Source organism: Candidatus Spongiisocius sp. (assembly GCF_965221825.1).
GTDB lineage: Bacteria > Actinomycetota > Acidimicrobiia > Spongiisociales > Spongiisociaceae > Spongiisocius.
Window position 1 is genome coordinate 484,870 of sequence record NZ_OZ244917.1, and the last position, 20,399, is coordinate 505,268.

The following is a 20,399-nucleotide window of genomic DNA, read 5'->3' on the forward strand; positions in this document are numbered from 1 at the left end:
TAGGAGCTTGGGCACGCTCCTCGCTACCGTCTGTGGCATGGACATCTCGGTCACCGCCCGGCCCGCCGATACCGCAGACGTGGTATTCCTGGTCGATCTATATCGCAAGCTCGAAGCCGAGATGGTGGCGATCCACCCCATGTGGCCCCGAGCCGACGGCTTGGACGAACCTGTCGAGGAATCGTTTCTGGCCTGCCTCGATGACGCCGGCGCGCGCGTCTATCTCGGTGAGATAGACGGCTACCCGCTTGGCTTCATCCTGGGCCGGTCGCGGTCGCTGCTCGCCCACGAGGCAGGGGTGCGCGTGGCCGCTATCCGCATGGTCTTCGTGGAGCAGGAAGCCCGCGGGGTCGGGGTGGGGGAGGTGATGCGCGAAACGCTCCTGGAGGATTTCCGTGGCACCGGCCACCAACTCTTCGACGCCCATGTCCTGCCCGGTCACCGCCTCGCCAAGAACTTCTTCGAAGCGGGGGGATTCGCGGCACGGTCGATCGTCATGCATCACAGCGACCTGGGCGACGGTGGGCGCCGTATCCGGGCCCACTACCGGCCAACGGTCGAGTCGTGAGCGACCGGCTATCACCGCTGGTCGGTGTGGGTGTGGTGGTGATCGACGAGGGCCGGATGTTGCTCGTCGAGCGCGGCAGAGGCATCCTGGCCGGATCGTGGGCCATACCCGGCGGCAAGGTCCGCTACGGCGAACGCCTGACCGACGCCGCGATCCGTGAGATCAGGGAGGAGACCGGCCTCGAGGTTGCGCTGGGCGACGTGGTGTGGACCGGTGAATCCTTGGGCGCCTCGGAACCCCCCGAGCACCATGTCGTCCTGGTTGACTTCACCGGCAGGGTGACGGGCGGGGAACTGCGCGCCGGAGACGATGCAGCTGACGTCGCCTTCGTCCCCCTGGAGGACCTGCGGTCATGGCCTCTCACGCCGACCATGTACGACCTGCTGGACCGGCTGGGCATCTGAGCGGGCGTCCGGACGGCGCAGAGTCCTTGGTGCCCGCGTTCCGCGACCTGTACCGTCCACCGTGGCGCGGCCCGCCGCCCGACAAGGGGGTTGAAACTGTCACGGGCCCGTCGCATACTGTCCGGCAGTCACAAGCACCGCCGGTCTCTTGTATTCGACGTCGAGGGGACCGGATCCGGGATCAATCCGGGAGCGGACCCGTCGGGGGATGACAGGCCGCGCTCTGACCAAAGGAGGTGGTGGCTGGGGGATGGGCCCGCTGGGGAGGGGTTTGATTCCGAGATTTTCGCGTTCTCGACAGCCCTCAGATCCAGGTAGGAATGACCGGATAGGACGCTATGAGTAACCGGCCGGATCGGCACTCCGGAGCTTGAGGTCGGTCAGGCGGGCGGTCAGGCCTCGCCGGAACACCAGCGTCACCACCATCCCGAAGAGGAATCCGGCCACATGGGCCTCCCAGGCGATTCCCGACGCGCCCCCGGCCAGGAGGAACTGGGCCCCCAACCAGAGCAGCAGGAACAGGGCAGCAGGCATGCGGAAGGGGATGAATATCGGCGGGATGATGCTCAGCACCCGCGCCCCCGGGAACAGGACGAAGTAGGCCCCCATCACCCCCGCGATGGCGCCGGAGGCCCCGACCAGGGGCGCCGTGGAGTCCGGATTCAGCGCCACAAAGCCGAAGGTGGCCACCGCACCCGATATCAGGTAGAGCAGCAGGTAGCCGGCCCGGCCGTAGGCGTCCTCCACGTTGTTGCCGAACAGCCAGAGGCTCCAGACGTTGCCCAGCAGGTGGGCCAGGCCGCCGTGCAGGAAGATGGAGACCACCACGCTGAGCGGGAGCGACTTCTCGGGGAAGACCGCCCCGCCGTCGCCCGAAACGCACCGTTCGGAACGGATCTCCTCCAGCGAGACGGCCTCGTTGGTGCTGATCTCGCACCCGATGGCCGCTTGGCGCACCAGGAACTCGTACTCATCCGCCGGATCCGCCGGCTGGACCAGGAAGTAGACCGCCACCACGGATGCGATCAGCAGCAGGGAGACGATGGGTCGCCTGATGCCCGGGTTCAGATCCCGAATCGGAATCATCCGGTCGACTTCCGGTTGGGTGCGCCTGCGTTCATGTGCCTACCACCCTAGATAAGTGGTCAGTGGTCGGTCGGGTAGCAATCCGAGCCCGACGCGCAATAATGAGGAGTATGAGTCAGGCTTGCGAGCAGCCCACCCATCCCGCGCCGGAGGATACGCCCCCGACCGACGCCGCCATCGAGTCCTATGTGCGCGCCGTGGAAGGGTTGGACGCGAGCCGGGTGGCGGGTCCGGCCGCCGCGCTGGCCGAGCTCCTCGAGGCCCGATTGGGCGGTACGGACGCTCGGCAGGCTCGCGAGGTTCTCGACAACCTCGTGGCCGCCGCGGGCCACGAATCCCACCACTCCCGGGAATGATGCGGCGCCTGGACGTCGAGATGGTCCGGCGCCGGTTGGTCGACTCGCGGAGCGCCGCCGCCCGGGCGATCCGCGAGGGTAGGGTGATCGTGGCCGGCATACCGCTGCCGAAGCCCGCCACTCTGGTGAGCAAGGGCACGCCGCTGCGCTGGGCCGCATCTCCCCCTCGCTATGTGAGTCGGGGTGGGCTCAAGTTGGAGGCTGCCCTGGAGGAGTTCGCTATCGATGTCGCCGGATTCGAGGCCATAGATGTGGGGGCTTCCACCGGGGGCTTCACCCACTGCCTGCTGGAGCACGGCGTGGCTCGGGTGGTCGCCGTCGACGTGGGATACGGGCAGCTGCACGAATACGTTCGCGACGACCCCAGGGTCACTGTCGTGGAGCGGACCAACATCCGTCACGCCGACCCCGACCGCCTCGGGGCGCCGTTCGGCCTGATCGCAGCCGACGTCTCCTTCATCTCGCTTCTGACGATCGCGCCGGCCCTGATGAGTCTCGGGAACACCGGTAGCCACTACATCCTGCTGGTCAAGCCCCAGTTCGAGGCCGGACCCGGTTCGGTCGACCGCCGGGGCGTACTACGCGACCCGGCACTGTGGAAACGCACGGTCGCCTCCACCGTCACCGGACTGTCCGCAGGCGGCCTGGGAGCGATCGGCCTCATCCGCTCGCCCGTCGAAGGGGCGAACGGGAACCGCGAGGTCCTGGGATGGTTCCGCCAAGGTCCCATGGTCATCGATCCGGAACGGGTCGTGGAGGACCTCGGATGAGGATCGCTCTCGTCCCGCACATCCGCCAGGCTCGCACGGTGGGCTGGACGCGGGCATTGGTGACCGCCCTCCTGGACCGGGGAGTCGAGGTGGTGGCGGCGCCGGACGCGGCCGACCTCATCGAGGTGGCCGCGACCCCCTTCGACGGGGAGGCCGGTCTCGACCTGGTAGTGGCCATCGGAGGGGACGGGACGGTTCTCAAGGCGGTGCGTCTGGGCAGGGACAGCGGGGCGCCGTTCTACGGGATCAACGACGGACGTCTCGGCTATCTGGCCGACGCCCTTCCTGACGACGTTCCGACCTTCCTCGACCGGATGGCCTCCGGCGAATGGCTCACCACGGAGCGGATGCTGCTGGCCGCCTCGATCAACGGAGATCCGCCCACTATCGGTCTCAACGATGTGGTGGTTGAGAAGATCGAGAACCAGCGGACCGTTCGCCTCGCCATCTCGATAGACGGTGAGCCCTTCATCAACTACCCCGCAGACGGGGTGGTGGTGGCGACCCCGACCGGCTCCACCGCCTACAACCTCTCCGCCGGGGGCCCCCTCATCGATCCGGCGCTCGACATGCTGGTGATGACTCCGGTCGCACCCCACTACCTCTTCTCCCGCGCCATGGTGTTCCCGCCACAACGCAGGCTCCATTTCGAGGTCATGGAGGACCGGCCGGCGGGAGTGGGCGTGGACGGCCGGGAGATTGCCATCATGCGTCCGGGGGACTGGATCGAGGTCGAGGGCGCCGGTCACGTAACTTTCGCCTGCTTCGCCGAGCGTTCTTTCCCGGCGTCCGTGAAGCAGAAGTTCTCGCTGGCCTGACCCGTGCTTGACGAGCTGTCGGTCGCCAACCTCGGCATCATCGACACGGCCCGGGTGGGGTTCATGCCCGGGATGGTGGTGGTGAGCGGTGAGACTGGAGCCGGTAAGACCCTCATGCTGGGCGCCCTCCGGCTGCTCGCCGGAGCCCCCGCTCGTTCCGCGCTGATCGGTCCGCACGGCAAGGAGGCCCGGGTCGAGGGCAGGTTCTTTCTGGACGGGGAGGAGCTGGTCCTCGCCCGCTCGATACACCCGGGGGGCAGCCGCGCCTACCTCGATGGCCGCATGGTCCCGGCCCGTGCGCTGGCCGAGAGACTCGACGGCGTGGTGGAGATCGTGGGCCAGCACGATCCGATCGCGATCACCCGTCCCCGGGCGGTGCGCGCCCTCATCGATCTGCAGCTGGAATCCGACCGGGTCGTCGCCGGCTACGCGGAAGCCTGGCGAGCATTGCGCGAGGTGGAGGCGCTCCGGACGGAACTCGGCGGGGACATGCGGGCGCTGGAACGCGAGATGGACCTGCTGGCCTACCAGGTCGGCGAGATCGACCGGGCCGATTTCAACCCCGGCGAGGACATGGCGCTGGAACTGGAGGCGAGGAGGCTCGGAAACGCCGAGGAAGTGGCTGATCTCCTGGCGGAGGCGCACCGCGATCTGGGCATCGCCCGCGACCGTGTCGGCCCGGTGGTGGACGCGGCTCGGCGCGTCCGAGACCTCGATCCCTCGAGAGGCGGCCTCACCGAGCTTGTCGAGGCGCTGGATGCGACGCTGACCGACACTCTGAGCGTTACCCGGGAGGCCTGGGAGGGAACCGAGCCGGATCCCGAGGCGCTGGCCCGCGCCAACCAGCGCCTGAACCTGCTGGGAGACCTGCGGCGCAAGTACGGATCGGACATCGAGGAAATCCACTCCTTCCGGCACCGGGCCGCGACCCGGCTGGCGAAGATCGCAGGCCTGATCGAGCGAGCCTCCCGCCTCGACGGGGAACATGCCGCGGCCACCGGCCATCTGCTCGAGGCCGGGCGAGAACTCCGGGTGGCTCGCAGGGACTCCGCCACGCGGATCTCCGAGAGCGCCTGCCGGCACCTGCGCGAGCTCGGGTTCGGCGACCCGCTGGTACGGGTCGAGATCGGTGAGGCCGAGCCGCGGCCGTTCGGAGCCGACACAGTGGAGCTGCTGTTCGCATCCGACTCCCGGCTCATCCCCGGCCCGGTGGGCAAGGTTGCTTCGGGAGGAGAGCTGAGCCGCCTGGTCCTGGCACTGCGGCTAGCGTCGGGAACCGGCGCCGCCCGGATCGTGGCCTTCGACGAGATCGACTCCGGAGTGGGAGGGACGACCGCCCTGGCGATGGGTGCCAAGCTGGCCCGCCTCTCCGAGGATCGCCAGATCCTCTGCGTCAGCCACCTTCCCCAGGTCGCGGCCTTCGCCGACTCGCACATCGTGGTGGAACGGGAGGGTCCCCGAGCCTGCGTGCGGGTCGTCGAGGAGGACGCCCGCCTTCGCGAGCTGTCCCGGATGCTGTCCGGCCTGGCCGACTCGGAGCGGGGCCATCATCATGCTCGCGAGCTCCGTTCCCTCGCCATGGCAAGGCGGGCACCACTCCCCACCGGGTAATCGCGGACCGTATCCAGCCGCCAGAACCCCGGACCCTACGCTTCGTTGTGGTAGCGTCTTGCCGGTGACGAAGTTCGTGTTCGTGACCGGCGGAGTCGTCTCCAGCTTGGGCAAGGGGATTACGGCCTCCTCCCTCGGTCGGCTCATGAAGGCTCGCGGCCTCCAAGTGGTCAACCAGAAGCTGGACCCCTACATCAACGTCGACCCCGGCACGATGAACCCGTTCCAGCACGGCGAGGTCTACGTGACCAACGATGGTGGCGAGACCGACCTCGACCTAGGCCACTACGAGCGCTTCACCGATCAGAGCCTGAGCCGCGACTCCAACGTCACCACCGGATCCGTCTACCTGGCGGTGCTCAACAAGGAACGGCGGGGCGACTACCTGGGCGACACGGTCCAGGTGATCCCCCACATCACCAACGAGATCAAGGACCGCATTCGCCGTCTGGGAGACCGGGAGGATGTGGACATGGTCATCGCCGAGATCGGCGGCACGGTGGGCGACATCGAGATCCTGCCCTTCCTGGAAGCGGTCCGGCAATTCCGCAACGATGTCGGGTCACGCAACGTGGTGCATATCCATGTCACCCTGGTTCCCCAGATCGGTCCCACCGAGGAACTCAAGACCAAACCCACGCAGCATTCGGTGGCTGATCTGCGATCCCGAGGCATCCGGCCCGACATAATCGTGGTCCGCTCGGAGAAGCCCATCGACGATGGAGTCCGCCAGAAGATCTCCCTCTTCTGCGATGTCGATCCCGACGCCGTGATCCCGGCCCCGGATGTGGCCGATATCTACGAAATGCCCCTCATCCTGCGGGACCACGATCTCGACGACGCCATCGTGGATCTGCTCGGACTGGAGGCGCCGGAGCCCGACCTAGCCGACTGGCAGCACATGGTCAGGCGCGCCATGGCCGCCACGCGCACCGTCAACATCGGACTGGTAGGCAAGTACACGGGCCTACCCGATGCCTACCTGTCCGTGGTGGAGGCCATACGCCATGGCGGGCTGGCCAACGGCGTACGGGCCGAGATCCACTGGATTCCCGCCGAAGACCTCGACGGACTGTTCGGGAGTTCCCACCTGGACGACCTGGACGGCATCCTGGTCCCCGGAGGATTCGGCATCAGGGGTATCGAGGGCAAGATACGAGCGGTGACGCATGCCCGCACCAACCGAATTCCCTTCCTGGGCCTCTGCCTGGGCCTCCAGGCTGCCGTGATCGAGTACGCCCGCAACGTGCTCGGTCTCCGCGATGCTCACAGCACCGAGTTCAAGCCGATGACACCCCATCCGGTCATCGACCTCATGGAGCGCCAGCAGGGAGTCTCAAACAAGGGTGGCACCATGCGGCTCGGCGTATACCCGGCCCGGCTCAGGGAGAACTCCCTCGTTCGCGGGCTCTACGGAGCGGAGTTGATCTACGAGCGGCACCGGCACCGCTACGAGGTCAACAACCGCTACCGCAAGGATCTCGAACAGGCGGGGCTGGCGCTGACAGGCATCTCGCCCGACGAGCAGTTGGTGGAGTTCGTCGAGCTGCCCTCTCACCCCTACTTCATCGGCACCCAGGCTCATCCGGAACTCAAGTCGCGCCCGCTCGATCCGCATCCCCTGTTCTCCGGTTTCATCGCCGCCGCCGATCGCTTCCGCCGCAACCGGGAAGCGGCGCCGGAGATCCTCGGGAGCGAGCGGGAGCCTGGTTACGTCTAGTGCTTCGGCCACTAATCCGCTGCGGGGCCATTTGGACGGCTACCTGGCCGTCCTGTCGGTCGAGCGGGGTCTGAGCGACAACACCATCACCGCCTACCGGCGCGACCTGGTGGCGTACCTCGATTACCTGGGTGACCGGACCACCACGCCGGACCTGGTCGACAGCTTCCTGGCAAGCCTCCATGAGGATGGCATGCGTTCCACCACCATCGCTCGGAAGCTGGCCGCGGTGCGGGGCTTTCACCGGTTCCTGGTGGCTGAGGACCAGGCGCGTGACGACCCCACCCGTTTCACCGAGACCCCCCGGACCCGGATGGGCTTCCCCAAGGCCCTCGACGTGCACGAAGCCATCCGGCTGGTGGAGGCGCCACCCGCTGATACGCCGCTCGGAAGGCGCGACCGGGCGCTGCTGGAAACCCTCTACGGCACCGCCGTGCGGGTCAGCGAGCTGGTCGACCTCGACCTGACCGACCTGGACCTCGACACGATGAGCGCCCTGGTCACCGGCAAGGGCGGCCGCCAACGCCTGGTGCTCCTGGGCAGGCCTGCCGTCCGGGCCATCAGGGCCTACCTACCCGACCGGGTCGAGATGTGCCGGAGCCGTAGGGATCACGATGCCCTCTTCGTCAACGCGCGCGGAGGGCGGCTCACCCGCCAGGGGGTCTTCGGAATCGTTCGCGCCCATGCCGAGGCGGTGGGGATACCCCGTACCCGCATCTCGCCCCACGTGCTCCGACACTCGGCCGCGACCCACATGGTGGAGAGGGGCGCCGATCTCCGGACCGTGCAGGAAATCCTCGGGCACGCCAGCCTCTCCACCACCCAGGTCTACACTCGGATGTCGCTTCAGCACCTCCACGAGGTGTACGTGGAAGCCCATCCGAGAGCCCTCTAGCGATGTCCCGTGGCCGGGACCGCCACGGGGACAAGGGACCGGGGACCCGCCCCTTCCACCTGGCGGCACGCCTCCTCGAAGTCACTCTGGCGCGACCCCTGGGACCGGGGGAGCAGGCCGAAGTGGCGGCGTTGTTGAGGACCGGCGCCGAACGGTCCATGTACTGGGACCAGCCCCGGGCCGATCAGCGCCACGGACTGGCCGCGGCTCGGCTGGTCCGGTCGAGCCGGCCCCGACGGACCGACCTGGTCCGGGCGGCGTTGCTGCACGATGTGGGGAAGCACCGCGCCGGACTGGGACCGGTGGGACGGTCTCTGGCAACCATCCTGGGCCTGCTCGGCATCGCCGGGCCGGCCCGATTCGCCGACTACCTGGACCACGGCCGGATCGCCGCCCGCGAGCTGGACCGCGCCGGCGCCGAGCCGCTGGTGATCGCCTTCGCCCTCCATCACCACCGGGAACGTCCCGAGGAGATCTCTCGTGAGGACTGGGATCTGCTCCAGTCGGCCGACCGCGCCGTCCTGGGAGGAGGTTGAACACGCACCGGATCGGCGTTCCTCGGATTCCGCGAACCCGGCGCCTACCATCACCGTATGGACAGAAGTCGAGGCACGCGGGCATGACCTACGAGGTCGAGACCCCCGTCTTCGTAGGTCCTCTCGACATCCTCCTCAAGATGATCGGCCGCCGCCATGTCGACGTCATGGAGGTCAGCATCTCCCACGTGATCGACGACTACCTGGCATCGATCGAGGAGCGGGAGGTCGACCTCGACCTAGCCTCCGGTTTCGTCCTGATGGCGGCGATGCTCATCCATCTCAAGGCCCGTTTCCTGCTGCCGGAGCCCGACCAGGTGGACCTTGAGGAGGAAATGGAACTGCTCGACCAGCGGGACCGGCTGCTGGCCCGCCTGCTGGGCTTCCTGACCTATCAAGGCGTCGCGGCGGTTCTCCGCGAACGCCTGAGGCTGGGCTCTCACTACGTAGGCCGCTCGGTCGGTATCGACCGGGACCTCGGTACCCGCAACCCGCCATCCCTGCCCGAAGGGGTGACACCGGCCGCGCTGGCCGAGATCATGACTTCTGTCAACGAGGACGACCGCGCCGAGGTGGACATCCCGATGGATCACCTCGATCTCGAGCTCCCATCCGTCGAGGACGCCATCGCCGCCATCCGGCGGACGGTGGCCGCGGAGTTGGAGTCCACCTTCGAGCGGCTGGTGGCTCATTGCTCGAACCGGGCGGAGGTGGCGGCCTACTTCCTGGCCGTCCTGGAACTGGCCCGATGGGGGTTCGTGTCGGTTTCCCAGGAGGATCCCGACGACATCTCGGTGCGTCATTCCGAGGACAGGCCCGCGGGCGACCGGGTGGGGCTGTGAATCCCACCGCCGCACTGGAGGCGATCCTTTTCGTAGCCGAGCATCCCGTTCCGGAGTCCGAGCTGGCGCAGGTACTCGAGACACCGCTGACCACGGTCAGGCACCGTCTTGCGGAGTGGGAGCGGGAGTTGGAGGCCGATGACCGCGGCATTGTTCTCCGCCATGTGGCGGGCGGATGGCGCCTCTACACCAAACGGGAGGCGTTACCGTATCTGGAGCGCTTCGCCACCACCGATGACGGGACGCGATTGTCGCCCGCCGCCCTCGAAGTACTGGCCGTGGTGGCGTATCGCCAGCCTGTCACCCGCGGCCAGATCTCCGAGCTGCGCGGGGTTGACTCCGCGTCTGCCCTCCGGACCCTGGTACGTCGCGGCCTCGTCTCCGAGGAGGGCCGGCTGCCCACACCGGGCCATCCCGCTGTCTACGGCACCACCGGCCGTTTCCTCGAAGCCCTGGGCATGGCATCCCTGGCCGACTTGCCGCCCCTCACCGACCACATGCCCGCGCCCGAGATGGCGGAGGCGCTGGACCGTCCACCGACCCGTTCCGGTGAGCCCCAGACCACCGAGGGCTGAACGCCTTCAGAAGGTGATCGCCAGGAGCGGTCTGGCCTCCCGCCGGGTCGCCGACTCGATGATCCAGGACGGTCGGGTGATCGTGGACGGGCAGACCGCCATCCCGGGCCAGCGGGTGGATCCCGTGCGGGCCGAGGTGCTGGTGGACAGGGTTCCGCTCCCGGTCGATCCGGGCTTGGTCTACTACCTGCTGCACAAGCCACTCGGGGTGATCAGCACCACCGACGACCCCCACGGCCGGACACCGGTGGTCGACCTGGTGCCGCCCCTTCCCAAGGTGTACCCGGTCGGGCGCCTCGACGCGGACTCCACCGGGCTGCTCCTGCTGACCAACGACGGCTCGTTCGCCAACCTCATCGCCCATCCGAGCTCCGGCATCACCAAGACCTACGAGGTCCTGGTCAGGGGGAATCCCTCCAGGGCCGACCTGTCCCGTCTCCGCCATGGCGTCGAGTTGGCGGACGGTCCCGCCGTGCCGGTGGCGGTGCGTAGGATCGGTGCGGCAACAGGACGCTCCCATCTCGAGTTGACCATGGCCGAAGGACGTAACCGAGAAGTTCGCCGCCTGTGCGCGGCGGCCGGCTACCCGGTGATACGCCTCCACAGGGTGGCGATCGGCGCCCTGCGCGACCGTGCGCTCAAGCCCGGGGAGTGGCGGAACCTGGAGGTGACCGAGGTGCGGGCGTTCCATCGGGCCCGGAAGGTCCATCACGGCGGGACGCCCCGGTGAACACCTACGAGGTCAGGCCGCGAAAAGTTGCCGACCGCACGGTCAGGCCGCCTGGCTCCAAGAGCATCACCAACCGGGCCCTGATAGCGGCCGCCCTCGCCGCGGGGGAGTCCCGCCTCGCCGGACCGCTCCGGAGCGACGACACGGGCGCCATGATCGGATGCCTACGGAAGCTGGGAGTCCAAGTCTCGGACGCCGGCGCCGGACTGGTGGTGAGATCGGACGGTGCGCTGCACGGCGGCGGGCGCCTCGACGCGCGAGCCTCCGGGACGACCGCCCGCTTCATCACCGCCGCGGCGGCGCTTGCCTACGGTCCGAGCATCATCGACGGAACCGCCCGGATGCGGGAGCGACCCATCGGCGCCCTCGTCGCGGCCCTCCGAGGTCTCGGGGCCGTGATCGACGCCGACCGTGACGGCTCGTACCCACCGGTCCGGGCATCCGGAGGCGGCATCAGGGGAGGCCGGATAACGATCGACGGTACCGTGTCCAGCCAGTTCATCTCGGCCGTCCTGCTCAGCGCTCCCCGAGCGGACGGAACCGTGACCGTCGAGATGTCCGAGGGGACGGTGTCCCGGCCCTACCTGACCACGACTCTCGAGGTGATGGCCTCCTTCGGGGCCGATGCCCGCTGGATCGGGCCCGACACCATCACCGTCGCTCCTACCGGCTACCGGCCCACCTCGTTCGAGGTCGAGGCCGACGCCTCCGCCGCCGTCTATCCGTGGGCGGCCGCGGCCATCACCGGCGCCACCATCACGGTGGCCGGTATCCACCCCGGCAGCACCCAGGCCGATATGTCCGCCCTCGGTGTGCTGGAGAGAATGGGATCCGTGGTGACCACCACCGCCCGGGGTATCGCGGTTACAGGCCCTACCCGCCTGGAGGGCGTTAACGCCGACCTCAACCACTGTCCGGATGCCGCACTCGGCTTGGCAGTGGTCGCAACCTTCGCCCGCTCCGCGACCAGGTTCACCAACATCGCCAACCTCCGTGTCAAGGAAACCGACCGGTTGGCGGCTCTGGAGGCCGAACTCACCAGGCTCGGCGCCCGGGTCGAGACGGGCGCGGACTGGATCGAGATCCATCCCGGTCCACGCCGCCCGGCGCGCATCCGCACCTACGACGACCACCGGATGGCCATGTCCTTCGCGGTCGCCGGCCTGGCGCGGTCCGGGATCGTCATCGAGGACCCGGGGTGCGTGGCCAAGACGTGGCCCGGGTTCTTCGACATGCTCGAGAGCCTGTGAGCGCCGCCGCCACCAGGCCGGTGGTCGCCATCGACGGGCCGGGCGGGGTAGGCAAGACCACCGTATCCCGGGGGGTGGCCCGAACCCTCGGTTTCCAGAGCCTCGACACCGGCGCCTTCTACCGGGCCGCCGCCCTGCTGGTCAGGCTCCACCGGATCGAACCCGAGGACGAGGCGGCGGTGGCCGCGGTGCTGGCCGGCGCCGATCTCGACTACCGCGACGGCGCCATGTTCGTCGAGGGCGTCGATGTCAGTGCCGCCATCCGCACGGAGACCATCACCGCCGCGTCCTCCCGCCTGGCCCCGCTTCCGGGTCTCCGGATGGTGCTCGTAAACCGGCAGCGGGCATGGGTGGATGCGAGAGGAGGCCGGGCGGTCGTCGAAGGGCGTGACATCGGAACCGTTGTCTTCCCCGACGCGGCTGTCAAGGTCTATCTCGACGCCCCGCCCCGTGTGCGAGCCCGCCGCCGGGCCGGCGAGACCTCGACGACGCTCCGGGAAGTCGCCACGCAACTGGGGAAACGGGACCGGCTCGACTCAACGCGAGCGACGTCCCCCCTCACCCCGGCGAGGGGCGCGGTGGCCATCGACACGTCCGCACTCACCGCTGACGAAGTCATAGCCAGGGTGCTCGAACTCTGCCGAAGTCGCGGAGTCGAGCCCGCCGGTCACCCCGCCGAAAGGCAGGACCGGGCCGGGGATTAGAATCCGGAGGACGGGTGTTCATGAGCAGGCATCCGCAAACGCCTGGCGGTTCCTCTTGTCCTCTCCGAAACCTCTCGTCGCCATCGTGGGTCGCCCGAACGTGGGAAAGTCGACCCTGGCCAACCGCATCGTGGGCCGCCGAGCCGCGGTGGTGCAGGAGAAGCCGGGCGTCACCCGTGACCGGCGTGAGTTCCCGGCTGAATGGGGCGGCCGGAGCTTCACGGTGGTCGACACCGGCGGCTGGCAGCAGGGCAAGGACGCCGATCTCGTCGAGGACATCTCAATCCAGGCCGAGATGGCGATTGCCGCCGCCGATCTGATCCTTCTCGTCGTCGACGCCCAGGGCGGGATCACCACGGACGACGCGGCGGTCGCCCGGCTCCTGCGACCCGAGACCGATCGCGTGGTGATGGTTGCCAACAAAGCAGACAACGACACCCTGTCGAGGGAGTCGGCGGCCTTCACCCGGCTGGGACTGGGCGAACCCTTGCCCGTCTCGGCCATCCACGGCCACGGTGTGGCCGACCTGCTGGACGTCCTGGTCCAGCGCCTGCCGGATCCCCCCGACCGGGACATCGTCGAGGATCCGGTGCCCGACGTGGCCGTGATCGGACGCCCCAACGTGGGGAAGTCCACCCTCCTGAACCGGCTGGTCGGGGACGAGCGCGTACTGGTTTCGCCCGTACCGGGCACCACCCGGGATCCCATCGATGTGATGATCGAGCTGGATGGCGACGGTTACCGGCTCATAGACACCGCCGGCATGCGCCGCAAGCCGAAGATGTCGGAAGACGTCGAGTTCTTCTCGGTGCTCAGGGCCCGGGAGGTGCTGCGCCGCGCCCACGCCGCCCTCCTGCTGGTGGACGCCGTCGACGGTGTCACCCACCAGGACCAGCGAATCGCCCGCCTGGCCGCCGATTCGGGCGCGGGGCTGGTGATCCTGCTCAACAAGTGGGACGCGGCCGACCTCGAGCAACGGGAGCAGACCACGTACGAAGTGGGCACCAGGCTGGGCTTCGCCGGTTGGGCGCCGGTTCTCCGCATCTCGGCTCTCACCGGCGCGCGCCTCCACCGGCTGGGCCCTGCGCTCCGGACGGTGCTCGAGAACCGGTCTCGCCGCATACCCACGCCCATCCTCAACCGGCTCATCACCGACCTCGCGGCCGAGCACCCGCCTCCCATGAGGAAGGGCCGGCGGCCCAGGATCCTCTTCGCCGCGCAGTCCCGCTCGGTCCCGCCCACCATCGCCCTGTTCGTGAAGGGCGGAACCCTCGACAGCACCTACCTGCGATTCCTGGAAAGGCGGCTCCGCCGGGCCTACGACTTCATGGGCACACCGGTTCGGATGGTGGTGCGGCGGGGCGCCGGGCGCACCGGCGGCAGATGACCGGTCCGGCCGGCCCCGACCGGAAGGGCGCTCCCCCCGGCGCTCCGTTCAGCTTCAAGCTGATGGTCGCACTGGCAGCCCTGTACCTGGGCTGGCGGCTGGTGCAGGGGATGATGGCCCTCTACCGATGGGTTTTCTGAGAGCCGGTCACGGGATGGTCGGGCTGGCGGGATTTGAACCCACGACCTCTTGACCCCCAGTCAAGCGCGCTACCAAGCTGCGCCACAGCCCGTGGCGATGGAGTGTATCACCCCCGCACGGCGGCGCCGGGGCTAACGTTCCCATCCGATGCCGAGGGAGAAGAACGAGGTCATGCGGGCCCGGTGGGAGTTCCGCACATCCAAGCGGATGGCGATAACGGTGCTGGTGGCGATGGCTGCCTACGCGTGCGGAGGCTCGGCTGGTTCGGGAGACACCGCCGCCACCACTCCGGCGACCACAGGAGCACCGTCGACCGATAGTCAGACCACCTCGCCGTCCGCTGCCCCCGCCACGGGAACCGGGGAAACATCCCCTTCGCCTGACACCACGGTGGCGGCGCCGCCCGGCTTCACTTACAAGGTTGCTATCTTCAGCAACCCGACCACCGACAACCCGTGGGCCTACTTCGACACGGAGCCGGACGTCTGGAACCAGTACACCCTCCGGCCCACCTTGCCGTCCCTGTACGGGTCCGCATTCCCGACCTTCACCATCGTCCCCGGCCTGGCCGCTGACGTCGAGCCGCCGAAGGGCGCGGCTGACGGCAACCGCTGGGTAATCGATGTGCGCATGCAGCCCGGCGCCGGATGGAGCGACGGCACGCCGATCACAGCCCACGACGTCGCGTTCACGTTCAATGCCGTGAAGGACCTGCGGATGGGTGGTAACTGGTTCGCCGTCCTACCCATGGCCCGCCCGGATGATCCCCAGACCGAGGAGGACGAAGCCTACGACGGCCTGATCTCGGTGGAGGCGCTGGACGACCACACGGTGCGCTACACCTGGAGCGCTCGGCCCGGGCTGGCGCAATGGCAGTTCGGAGCGGCCCAGGCCCCGATCTTCTCCGAAGCCCACTGGGGACCGCACGTCGCCGCATCCGGCGACGCCGGCGACCTCTACGCCGTATCGGGAATCGGAGCACCCTCGGGTGGGCCGATGGTCTACGAACACCGGGAGCCGGGCGCATTCGTTCGGACCGAAGCGAATCACGCCGTGTTCGGCAGGGGCGACGTCCTCACCAGCTACTCCACCGGAGGCGCCACCAGCGAAGGCGCCGCATCCTGGGAAGTGGGAGACACTTCAGGTGAGGTGCTGGCGCGGTGGACCGAGGGTCCGCACGCCGCCACCGCCATCTACTCGGTCTACGACACCCAGGATGCGGCGGTCCTCGCCCTGCGGGACGGCGAGGTGGATTTCATGCTCAACCCGCTCGGTCTCCAGCGCGGCCTGCAGGCCACCGTCATCGAGGCGGGTGACCTCGATGTGATCTCCAACGCATCCAACGGCTTCCGTTACGTGGCGTTCAACACTCGCCGCTTTCCCGGATCCGAGCCCTCCTTCCGCCAGGCCATCGCCTGCATCATCGACAAGGAGTTCATGGCCACCAACGTCCTCCAGGGTGTGGCGGAGCCGCTCGACTCGTTGATCCCGCCCGGCAACACCTACTGGGCCAACCCGGACGTGTTCGTCTGGTGCGACGGCTTGAGCATGGAGGACCGGGTCGACACCGCCGTCCGGATGCTCAAGGACGCAGGGTGGACCTGGGAGGTAGAACCTCAATGGGACGCGGATAGTCAGGACGTTATACCTCAAGGTGAAGGATTGCGGGGTCCTGACGGCACGGAGTTGGAGCCTATGGAACTGCTGGCGCCGGGTCCGGGATACGATCCGTTGCGGGCTACCTACAGCCTCTTCATCGCCGACTGGGCCCACGACCTGGGCATCCCGTTGCGGGCCCAGCCAACCGGCTTCTCGGTGATCGTGGACAGGGTGTTCGGTCCGGTCGACTGGGACATGTACATGCTCGGATGGTCCACCACCATCTTTCCGGACCACCTGGCAGACTTCTTCGAGACCAGGAACGACTCGGCCACGACCGGAGGGCTGAACATTCCCGGCTATTCGAATCCCGAGTACGACCGCTTGGCCCACGAGTTGAAGTCGGCCACGGACCTGGAGGAGGCCGCCGCGATCGTCAGGGAGATGGACGGCGTCATCGCCCGGGAAGTGCCCTACATCGTGCTCTTCGACACCCCTACCCTCGAGGCCTATCGCAACACGCTCGCCTATCCGGCCACGGCCGTGCTGAACGGCTTGCATGGGTTCCACGGGCTTCCCGGATCGGTGAACCTAGCCGAGTAGCCCCTCAGAGTGTATGAGAATCCCGACTAATCAAGTCTCCTGGTAAACCGGAGCGATTCAATCATAAGCCCGGCAATATTGACGTACTCGATTGGAAACGAGCAGCCGAAACCGACGTGCTCGAACGGAGCCCCATAGCAGGCTACCGACCCTCGAGCCATTGCCGGTCTGCTGTCCCGCCTTTGCCCGGTTCAATGAAGAATTATCAGGGCTTTCCGACCGTAGTCCGCGCCTCTCTAGATAAACTTGTGACGTCTGTACCGAAACGGACAGGCCCAACGGGGGGAGGATTCCATGAGGGCTTCATCGATGCATACATCCCTACGATGGCTGGCGGTCGCGGCCGTTCTGGCCCTGTTCGCCACGGCCTGCGGGACAGAGGAGGAAACGGACGATGCCGCAGCCGCGCAGGCGCAGGCAGCCGCAGCACAAGCGGAAGCATCCGCAGCACAGGCGGACGCAGACGCGGCAGAGGCCGCGCTGGCCCAGGCCCAGGCCGATCTGGAAGCCGCCCAAGCAGCTGCGGCCGAGGCCATGGAGGGCGACGACGCCGCCCAGGCCGAACTTGCCGCAGCGCTCGCCGAGGCGGAAGCTGCTCTCGACGAAGCCGAGATGGCAGCCGAGGAGGCCATGAAGGCGGCCGAGGCAGCCGAGGCAGCCGCGGCGGAGGAAGCCGCGGCCACCACCATGCCGGAAGAAGAGGAGATGGCGGAAGCTGCTCCGTTCACCTACAAGCTGGCCATCTTCAGCGACCCGACCACCGACAATCCGTGGGCCTACTTCGACACGGAGGCTGATGTTTGGAATCAGTACGTGCTGTCGACGGCTCTACCAAGCCTCTACGGCTCGACTTTCCCGAGCTACACGGTGATTCCCAGCATCGCCGCCGACGTCGAGCCCCCGCTCGGTGCCGCCTCCGGCGACAACTGGGTGATCGACGTCAACCTGAGACAGGGACTGGTCTGGAGCGACGGCTCTCCGATCACCGCAAACGACGTGGCCTTCACCTTCAACGCCGTCAAGGACCTCGAGATGGGCGGCAACTGGTTCTCTGCCCTCCCGATGGCCCGCGACGACGACCCCGACACGGAGGAGAACGAGGGGGCCGAGGGCCTGATCTCCGTCGAGGCTGTCGACGACCACACGGTCCGTTACACATGGAGCTCCCAGCCCGGTCTGGCCCAGTGGCAGTTCGGAGCAGCCCAGTCCCCGATCTTCTCCGAGGCCCACTGGGGGCCGCACGTTGCCGCATCCGGCGACGCCGGCGAGCTCTACGCCGTGTCCGGGGAAGGCGCGCCGTCGGGCGGGAGCATGGTCTTCGATCGCCGTGAGCCGGGCGCCTTCGCCCGCAGCGTCGCCAACGCCAACGCCAACGACCGCGGGGCACAGACCATCGCCTACTCGAGCGGCGGCGTGACCTTCGCCGGTGATGTGAGCTGGCAGGTGGGCGATACGTCCGGCGAGGTCATCGCCGACTCGATCGGCGGGCCGTACGTGAGCGATGCCATCTACTCGGTGTACGACACCCAGGATGCTGCCGTCCTGGCCCTGCGCGACGGGGAGGTGGACTTCCTGCTCAACCCGCTGGGTCTCCAGCGCGGTCTCCAGTCCACGGTGCTGGAAGCGGGAGACCTCGACGTGATCGCCAACTCATCCAACGGCTTCCGGTACCTGGCCTTCAACACCCGAAGCTTCCCGGGATCGGACGTGGCGTTCCGCCAGGCCATGGCCTGCATGATCGACAAGGAGTTCATGGCCACCAACGTCCTGCAGGGCGTGGCCATCCCGCTCAACTCCATGGTGCCGCCCGGCAACGCGTTCTGGGCCAACCCGGAGCTGGATGCCTGGTGCGGCGGCCAGAGCCAGGAGGAGCGGCTCAATTCGGCCGTCCAGATCCTGAAGGACGCCGGCTGGACCTGGGATGTCGAGCCGCAGTGGAACTCCGACAACCGGGATGTGATCCCGAAGGGAGAGGGTCTGCGGGGTCCGGACGGCACGCCGGTGGGAGACCTCGAACTCCTGGCCCCCGGGCCCGGATACGACCCGCTGCGCGCTACCTACAGCCTGTTCATAGCCGACTGGGCCAACGACCTCGGGATACCGCTGACGGCGGAACCCACCGGCTTCTCGGTGATCGTGGACAGGGTGTTCGGGCCGGTGGACTGGGACATGTACATCCTCGGATGGGGTCTCACCATCTTCCCCGACTACGTAGCCGACTTCTTCGACTCGCGCGCCGATTCGGCCACCGGCGGAGGGTTCAACATCCCCGGCTACGCGAACCCGGCGTTCGACGAGATGGCGGACCAGTTGAAGGCTGAGACCGACATCAACGAGGCCGCCGCCATCGTGCGCCGGATGGACGCGGTGCTCGCCCAGGACGTCCCGTACGTGATCTTGTTCACCACGCCGGTGCTGGAGGCCTTCCGGAACACCCTGGAGTTCCCCAGTACCACTACTCTCGACGGCTTGCAGAACTTCCAGGCGCTGCCCGGAGCGGTCAATCTGGCCCAGTAGAAGGCGGAGACCGAGTGGCGGGAAGGACCGGCCAGGTTCTTCCCGCCACTCCCACCCGGCGCGAGGCCGCGAGGCAGAACGGAGGCAGGGGGTTGAGGCGGCAGTGAGATGATGCGCTATATCGCGCGGCGCACCGCGCAGATGCTCGTCCTGTTCGTCATCTTCCTGACGCTCACCTTCCTGCTCCTCACCGCCCTGCCCGGCGACACCGTCAAGCAGCGGTTCGCCACCAATCCCAACATTCCGCCGGAGGCGGCGCAACTGGCCATCGAGCGTCTCGGTCTCGACAAGCCGCTGTGGGAGCAATACACCAGCTACATGTGGAACTTCTTCCGCGGAGACTTCGGGTTCTCCTTCCTCCAGTACCCGCGGCCGGTGTCCGATATCATCCTGGAACGGCTGCCGAGGACCCTGGTGCTGTTCCTCACGGTGCTGGTGAGTTACTACATCCTCGGGTTCATGGCCGGCAAGTTCATCGCCTGGAGGCGGGGCCGGAAGGGCGAGCATGCCATAACCATCGGCAGCGTGTTCCTCTACACGGTGTTCTACCCCTGGTTCGCGCTGATGCTGATCTGGTTCTTCGCCTTCTACGCCGACGTGGTGCCGATAAACAAGTTTCTCGATCCGCAGGAGTGGGTGGACGCACCCTTCAGCTCCAACCACGTGTTCATGGTGATATTCGGGGTGATGCTGTTGAGCGGCATAGTTGCGCTCACCCTGTGGATCCTGTCCCGACGCATCAGGGACGCAGCCCTGCGGAAGAGGGTGGTTTGGATGGGTTACGGCGCGCTGGCCGTCGTGATGGTCTGGTTCTGGTACCTGAGCGACTTCGGGTCGGCCCGGCGCCTGTACGCCGGGGACATCCTGCATCACATGATCCTTCCGGTGGTAACCATCACCCTTATCAGCTTCGCCGGGATCATGCTCCTGACCCGCAGTTCCATGCTGGAGACCATGCGGGAGGACTTCATCCTCACCGCACGGGCCAAGGGCCTGGCCGAAAAGACCGTACGCGACCGCCACGCCGCCCGCACGGCCCTGCTCCCGGTGACCACCAGCCTGGTGATTGCGGTGGCCACCGTCATCGATGGGGGAATTATCACCGAGACCGTCTACTCGTGGCCCGGTATGGGCGAGTTGCTGTTCACGTCGGTGGTGGGACAGGACCTGAACCTGGCCATCGCTGCTTTCTCGTTCGTGGGCGTCATGGCCATGGTCGGGCACCTGGTGGTGGACATCCTCTACATGTTCCTCGACCCCCGGATAAGGGTCACGGGGGAGTGACGA

20 protein-coding genes and 1 tRNA gene are annotated in these 20,399 nt (G+C 67.7%); 19 read left to right on the forward strand and 2 right to left on the reverse strand.

The genetic code is table 11. The features are described from left to right. Positions 1-7: 7 nt before the first annotated feature. Both ACOQPD_RS02220 and ACOQPD_RS02225 read left to right on the forward strand, forming a co-directional pair. The gene (locus tag ACOQPD_RS02220) at positions 8-568 is read left to right on the forward strand and encodes a GNAT family N-acetyltransferase (protein WP_420613273.1); all 561 of its coding nucleotides are present in this window, start codon (positions 8-10) and stop codon (positions 566-568) included. Next, positions 565-972 carry an NUDIX hydrolase gene (locus tag ACOQPD_RS02225; RefSeq protein WP_420613274.1) on the forward strand — a complete coding sequence of 136 codons (408 nt, stop codon included), beginning with the start codon at positions 565-567 and terminating at the stop codon, positions 970-972. The genes ACOQPD_RS02220 and ACOQPD_RS02225 overlap by 4 nt, the downstream gene beginning before the upstream one ends. Before the next feature lie 336 nt (positions 973-1,308). On the opposite strand, the gene ACOQPD_RS02230 is transcribed toward ACOQPD_RS02225, so the two are convergent. Next, complete coding sequence (locus tag ACOQPD_RS02230) at positions 1,309-2,058, reverse strand: rhomboid family intramembrane serine protease (protein ID WP_420613275.1); 750 nt, start codon at positions 2,056-2,058, stop codon at positions 1,309-1,311. A 101-nt stretch (positions 2,059-2,159) separates the two neighbouring features. Between ACOQPD_RS02230 and ACOQPD_RS02235 the strand changes: the two genes are divergently transcribed. From ACOQPD_RS02235 to ACOQPD_RS02300, 14 genes are all read left to right on the forward strand, one after another. Next, positions 2,160-2,414, forward strand: coding sequence for a hypothetical protein (locus ACOQPD_RS02235; protein WP_420613276.1), 255 nt, complete (start codon positions 2,160-2,162; stop codon positions 2,412-2,414). Continuing rightward, the gene (locus tag ACOQPD_RS02240) at positions 2,414-3,184 is read left to right on the forward strand and encodes a TlyA family RNA methyltransferase (protein ID WP_420613277.1); all 771 of its coding nucleotides are present in this window, start codon (positions 2,414-2,416) and stop codon (positions 3,182-3,184) included. Before ACOQPD_RS02235 ends, ACOQPD_RS02240 begins: the two co-directional genes overlap by 1 nt. Continuing rightward, complete coding sequence (locus ACOQPD_RS02245) at positions 3,181-4,002, forward strand: NAD(+)/NADH kinase (protein WP_420613278.1); 822 nt, start codon at positions 3,181-3,183, stop codon at positions 4,000-4,002. Before ACOQPD_RS02240 ends, ACOQPD_RS02245 begins: the two co-directional genes overlap by 4 nt. Positions 4,003-4,005: 3 nt before the next feature. Beyond that, complete coding sequence (locus ACOQPD_RS02250; protein WP_420613279.1) at positions 4,006-5,613, forward strand: DNA repair protein RecN; 1,608 nt, start codon at positions 4,006-4,008, stop codon at positions 5,611-5,613. A 64-nt stretch (positions 5,614-5,677) separates the two neighbouring features. Continuing rightward, the gene (locus tag ACOQPD_RS02255; protein ID WP_420613280.1) at positions 5,678-7,333 is read left to right on the forward strand and encodes a CTP synthase; all 1,656 of its coding nucleotides are present in this window, start codon (positions 5,678-5,680) and stop codon (positions 7,331-7,333) included. Positions 7,334-7,364: 31 nt separating this feature from the next. Continuing rightward, positions 7,365-8,228: a tyrosine recombinase gene (locus ACOQPD_RS02260; protein WP_420613281.1), complete on the forward strand. Its 864-nt coding sequence runs from the start codon at positions 7,365-7,367 to the stop codon at positions 8,226-8,228. Positions 8,229-8,230: 2 nt separating this feature from the next. Beyond that, on the forward strand, positions 8,231-8,764 hold the full coding sequence (locus tag ACOQPD_RS02265; protein WP_420613282.1) for an HD domain-containing protein: 534 nt from the start codon (positions 8,231-8,233) through the stop codon (positions 8,762-8,764). A gap of 83 nt (positions 8,765-8,847) precedes the next feature. After that, the gene (locus ACOQPD_RS02270) at positions 8,848-9,606 is read left to right on the forward strand and encodes a segregation and condensation protein A (RefSeq protein WP_420613283.1); all 759 of its coding nucleotides are present in this window, start codon (positions 8,848-8,850) and stop codon (positions 9,604-9,606) included. Continuing rightward, positions 9,603-10,181 (forward strand): SMC-Scp complex subunit ScpB, encoded by a 579-nt coding sequence (gene scpB, locus ACOQPD_RS02275; protein ID WP_420613284.1) that lies wholly within the window; start codon positions 9,603-9,605, stop codon positions 10,179-10,181. The genes ACOQPD_RS02270 and scpB overlap by 4 nt, the downstream gene beginning before the upstream one ends. Then, positions 10,156-10,911: a pseudouridine synthase gene (locus tag ACOQPD_RS02280; protein ID WP_420613285.1), complete on the forward strand. Its 756-nt coding sequence runs from the start codon at positions 10,156-10,158 to the stop codon at positions 10,909-10,911. The genes scpB and ACOQPD_RS02280 overlap by 26 nt, the downstream gene beginning before the upstream one ends. After that, positions 10,908-12,161, forward strand: coding sequence for a 3-phosphoshikimate 1-carboxyvinyltransferase (aroA, locus tag ACOQPD_RS02285; protein ID WP_420613286.1), 1,254 nt, complete (start codon positions 10,908-10,910; stop codon positions 12,159-12,161). Before ACOQPD_RS02280 ends, aroA begins: the two co-directional genes overlap by 4 nt. Next, positions 12,158-12,865, forward strand: coding sequence for a (d)CMP kinase (gene cmk, locus ACOQPD_RS02290; RefSeq protein ID WP_420613287.1), 708 nt, complete (start codon positions 12,158-12,160; stop codon positions 12,863-12,865). Before aroA ends, cmk begins: the two co-directional genes overlap by 4 nt. Positions 12,866-12,920: 55 nt before the next feature. After that, on the forward strand, positions 12,921-14,252 hold the full coding sequence (gene der, locus ACOQPD_RS02295) for a ribosome biogenesis GTPase Der (protein ID WP_420613288.1): 1,332 nt from the start codon (positions 12,921-12,923) through the stop codon (positions 14,250-14,252). Beyond that, positions 14,249-14,392, forward strand: coding sequence for a hypothetical protein (locus ACOQPD_RS02300; RefSeq protein ID WP_420613289.1), 144 nt, complete (start codon positions 14,249-14,251; stop codon positions 14,390-14,392). Before der ends, ACOQPD_RS02300 begins: the two co-directional genes overlap by 4 nt. A gap of 15 nt (positions 14,393-14,407) precedes the next feature. Here the strand turns inward: ACOQPD_RS02300 and ACOQPD_RS02305 are convergent. Further along, a tRNA-Pro gene (locus ACOQPD_RS02305) sits at positions 14,408-14,484 on the reverse strand. A gap of 56 nt (positions 14,485-14,540) precedes the next feature. On the opposite strand from ACOQPD_RS02305, the gene ACOQPD_RS02310 reads away from it, so the two are divergent. From ACOQPD_RS02310 to ACOQPD_RS02320, 3 genes are all read left to right on the forward strand, one after another. After that, positions 14,541-16,595, forward strand: a complete 2,055-nt coding sequence (locus tag ACOQPD_RS02310; RefSeq protein ID WP_420613290.1) for an ABC transporter substrate-binding protein — start codon at positions 14,541-14,543, stop codon at positions 16,593-16,595. 294 nt (positions 16,596-16,889) lie between these two features. Beyond that, entirely contained in the window at positions 16,890-19,112 is a 2,223-nt protein-coding gene (locus tag ACOQPD_RS02315) for an ABC transporter substrate-binding protein (RefSeq protein WP_420613291.1), read from the forward strand. A 108-nt stretch (positions 19,113-19,220) separates the two neighbouring features. After that, a complete protein-coding gene (locus ACOQPD_RS02320; RefSeq protein WP_420613292.1) occupies positions 19,221-20,396 on the forward strand; it encodes an ABC transporter permease in 1,176 nt (391 codons plus the stop codon). The last annotated feature ends 3 nt before the right edge of the window (positions 20,397-20,399 follow it).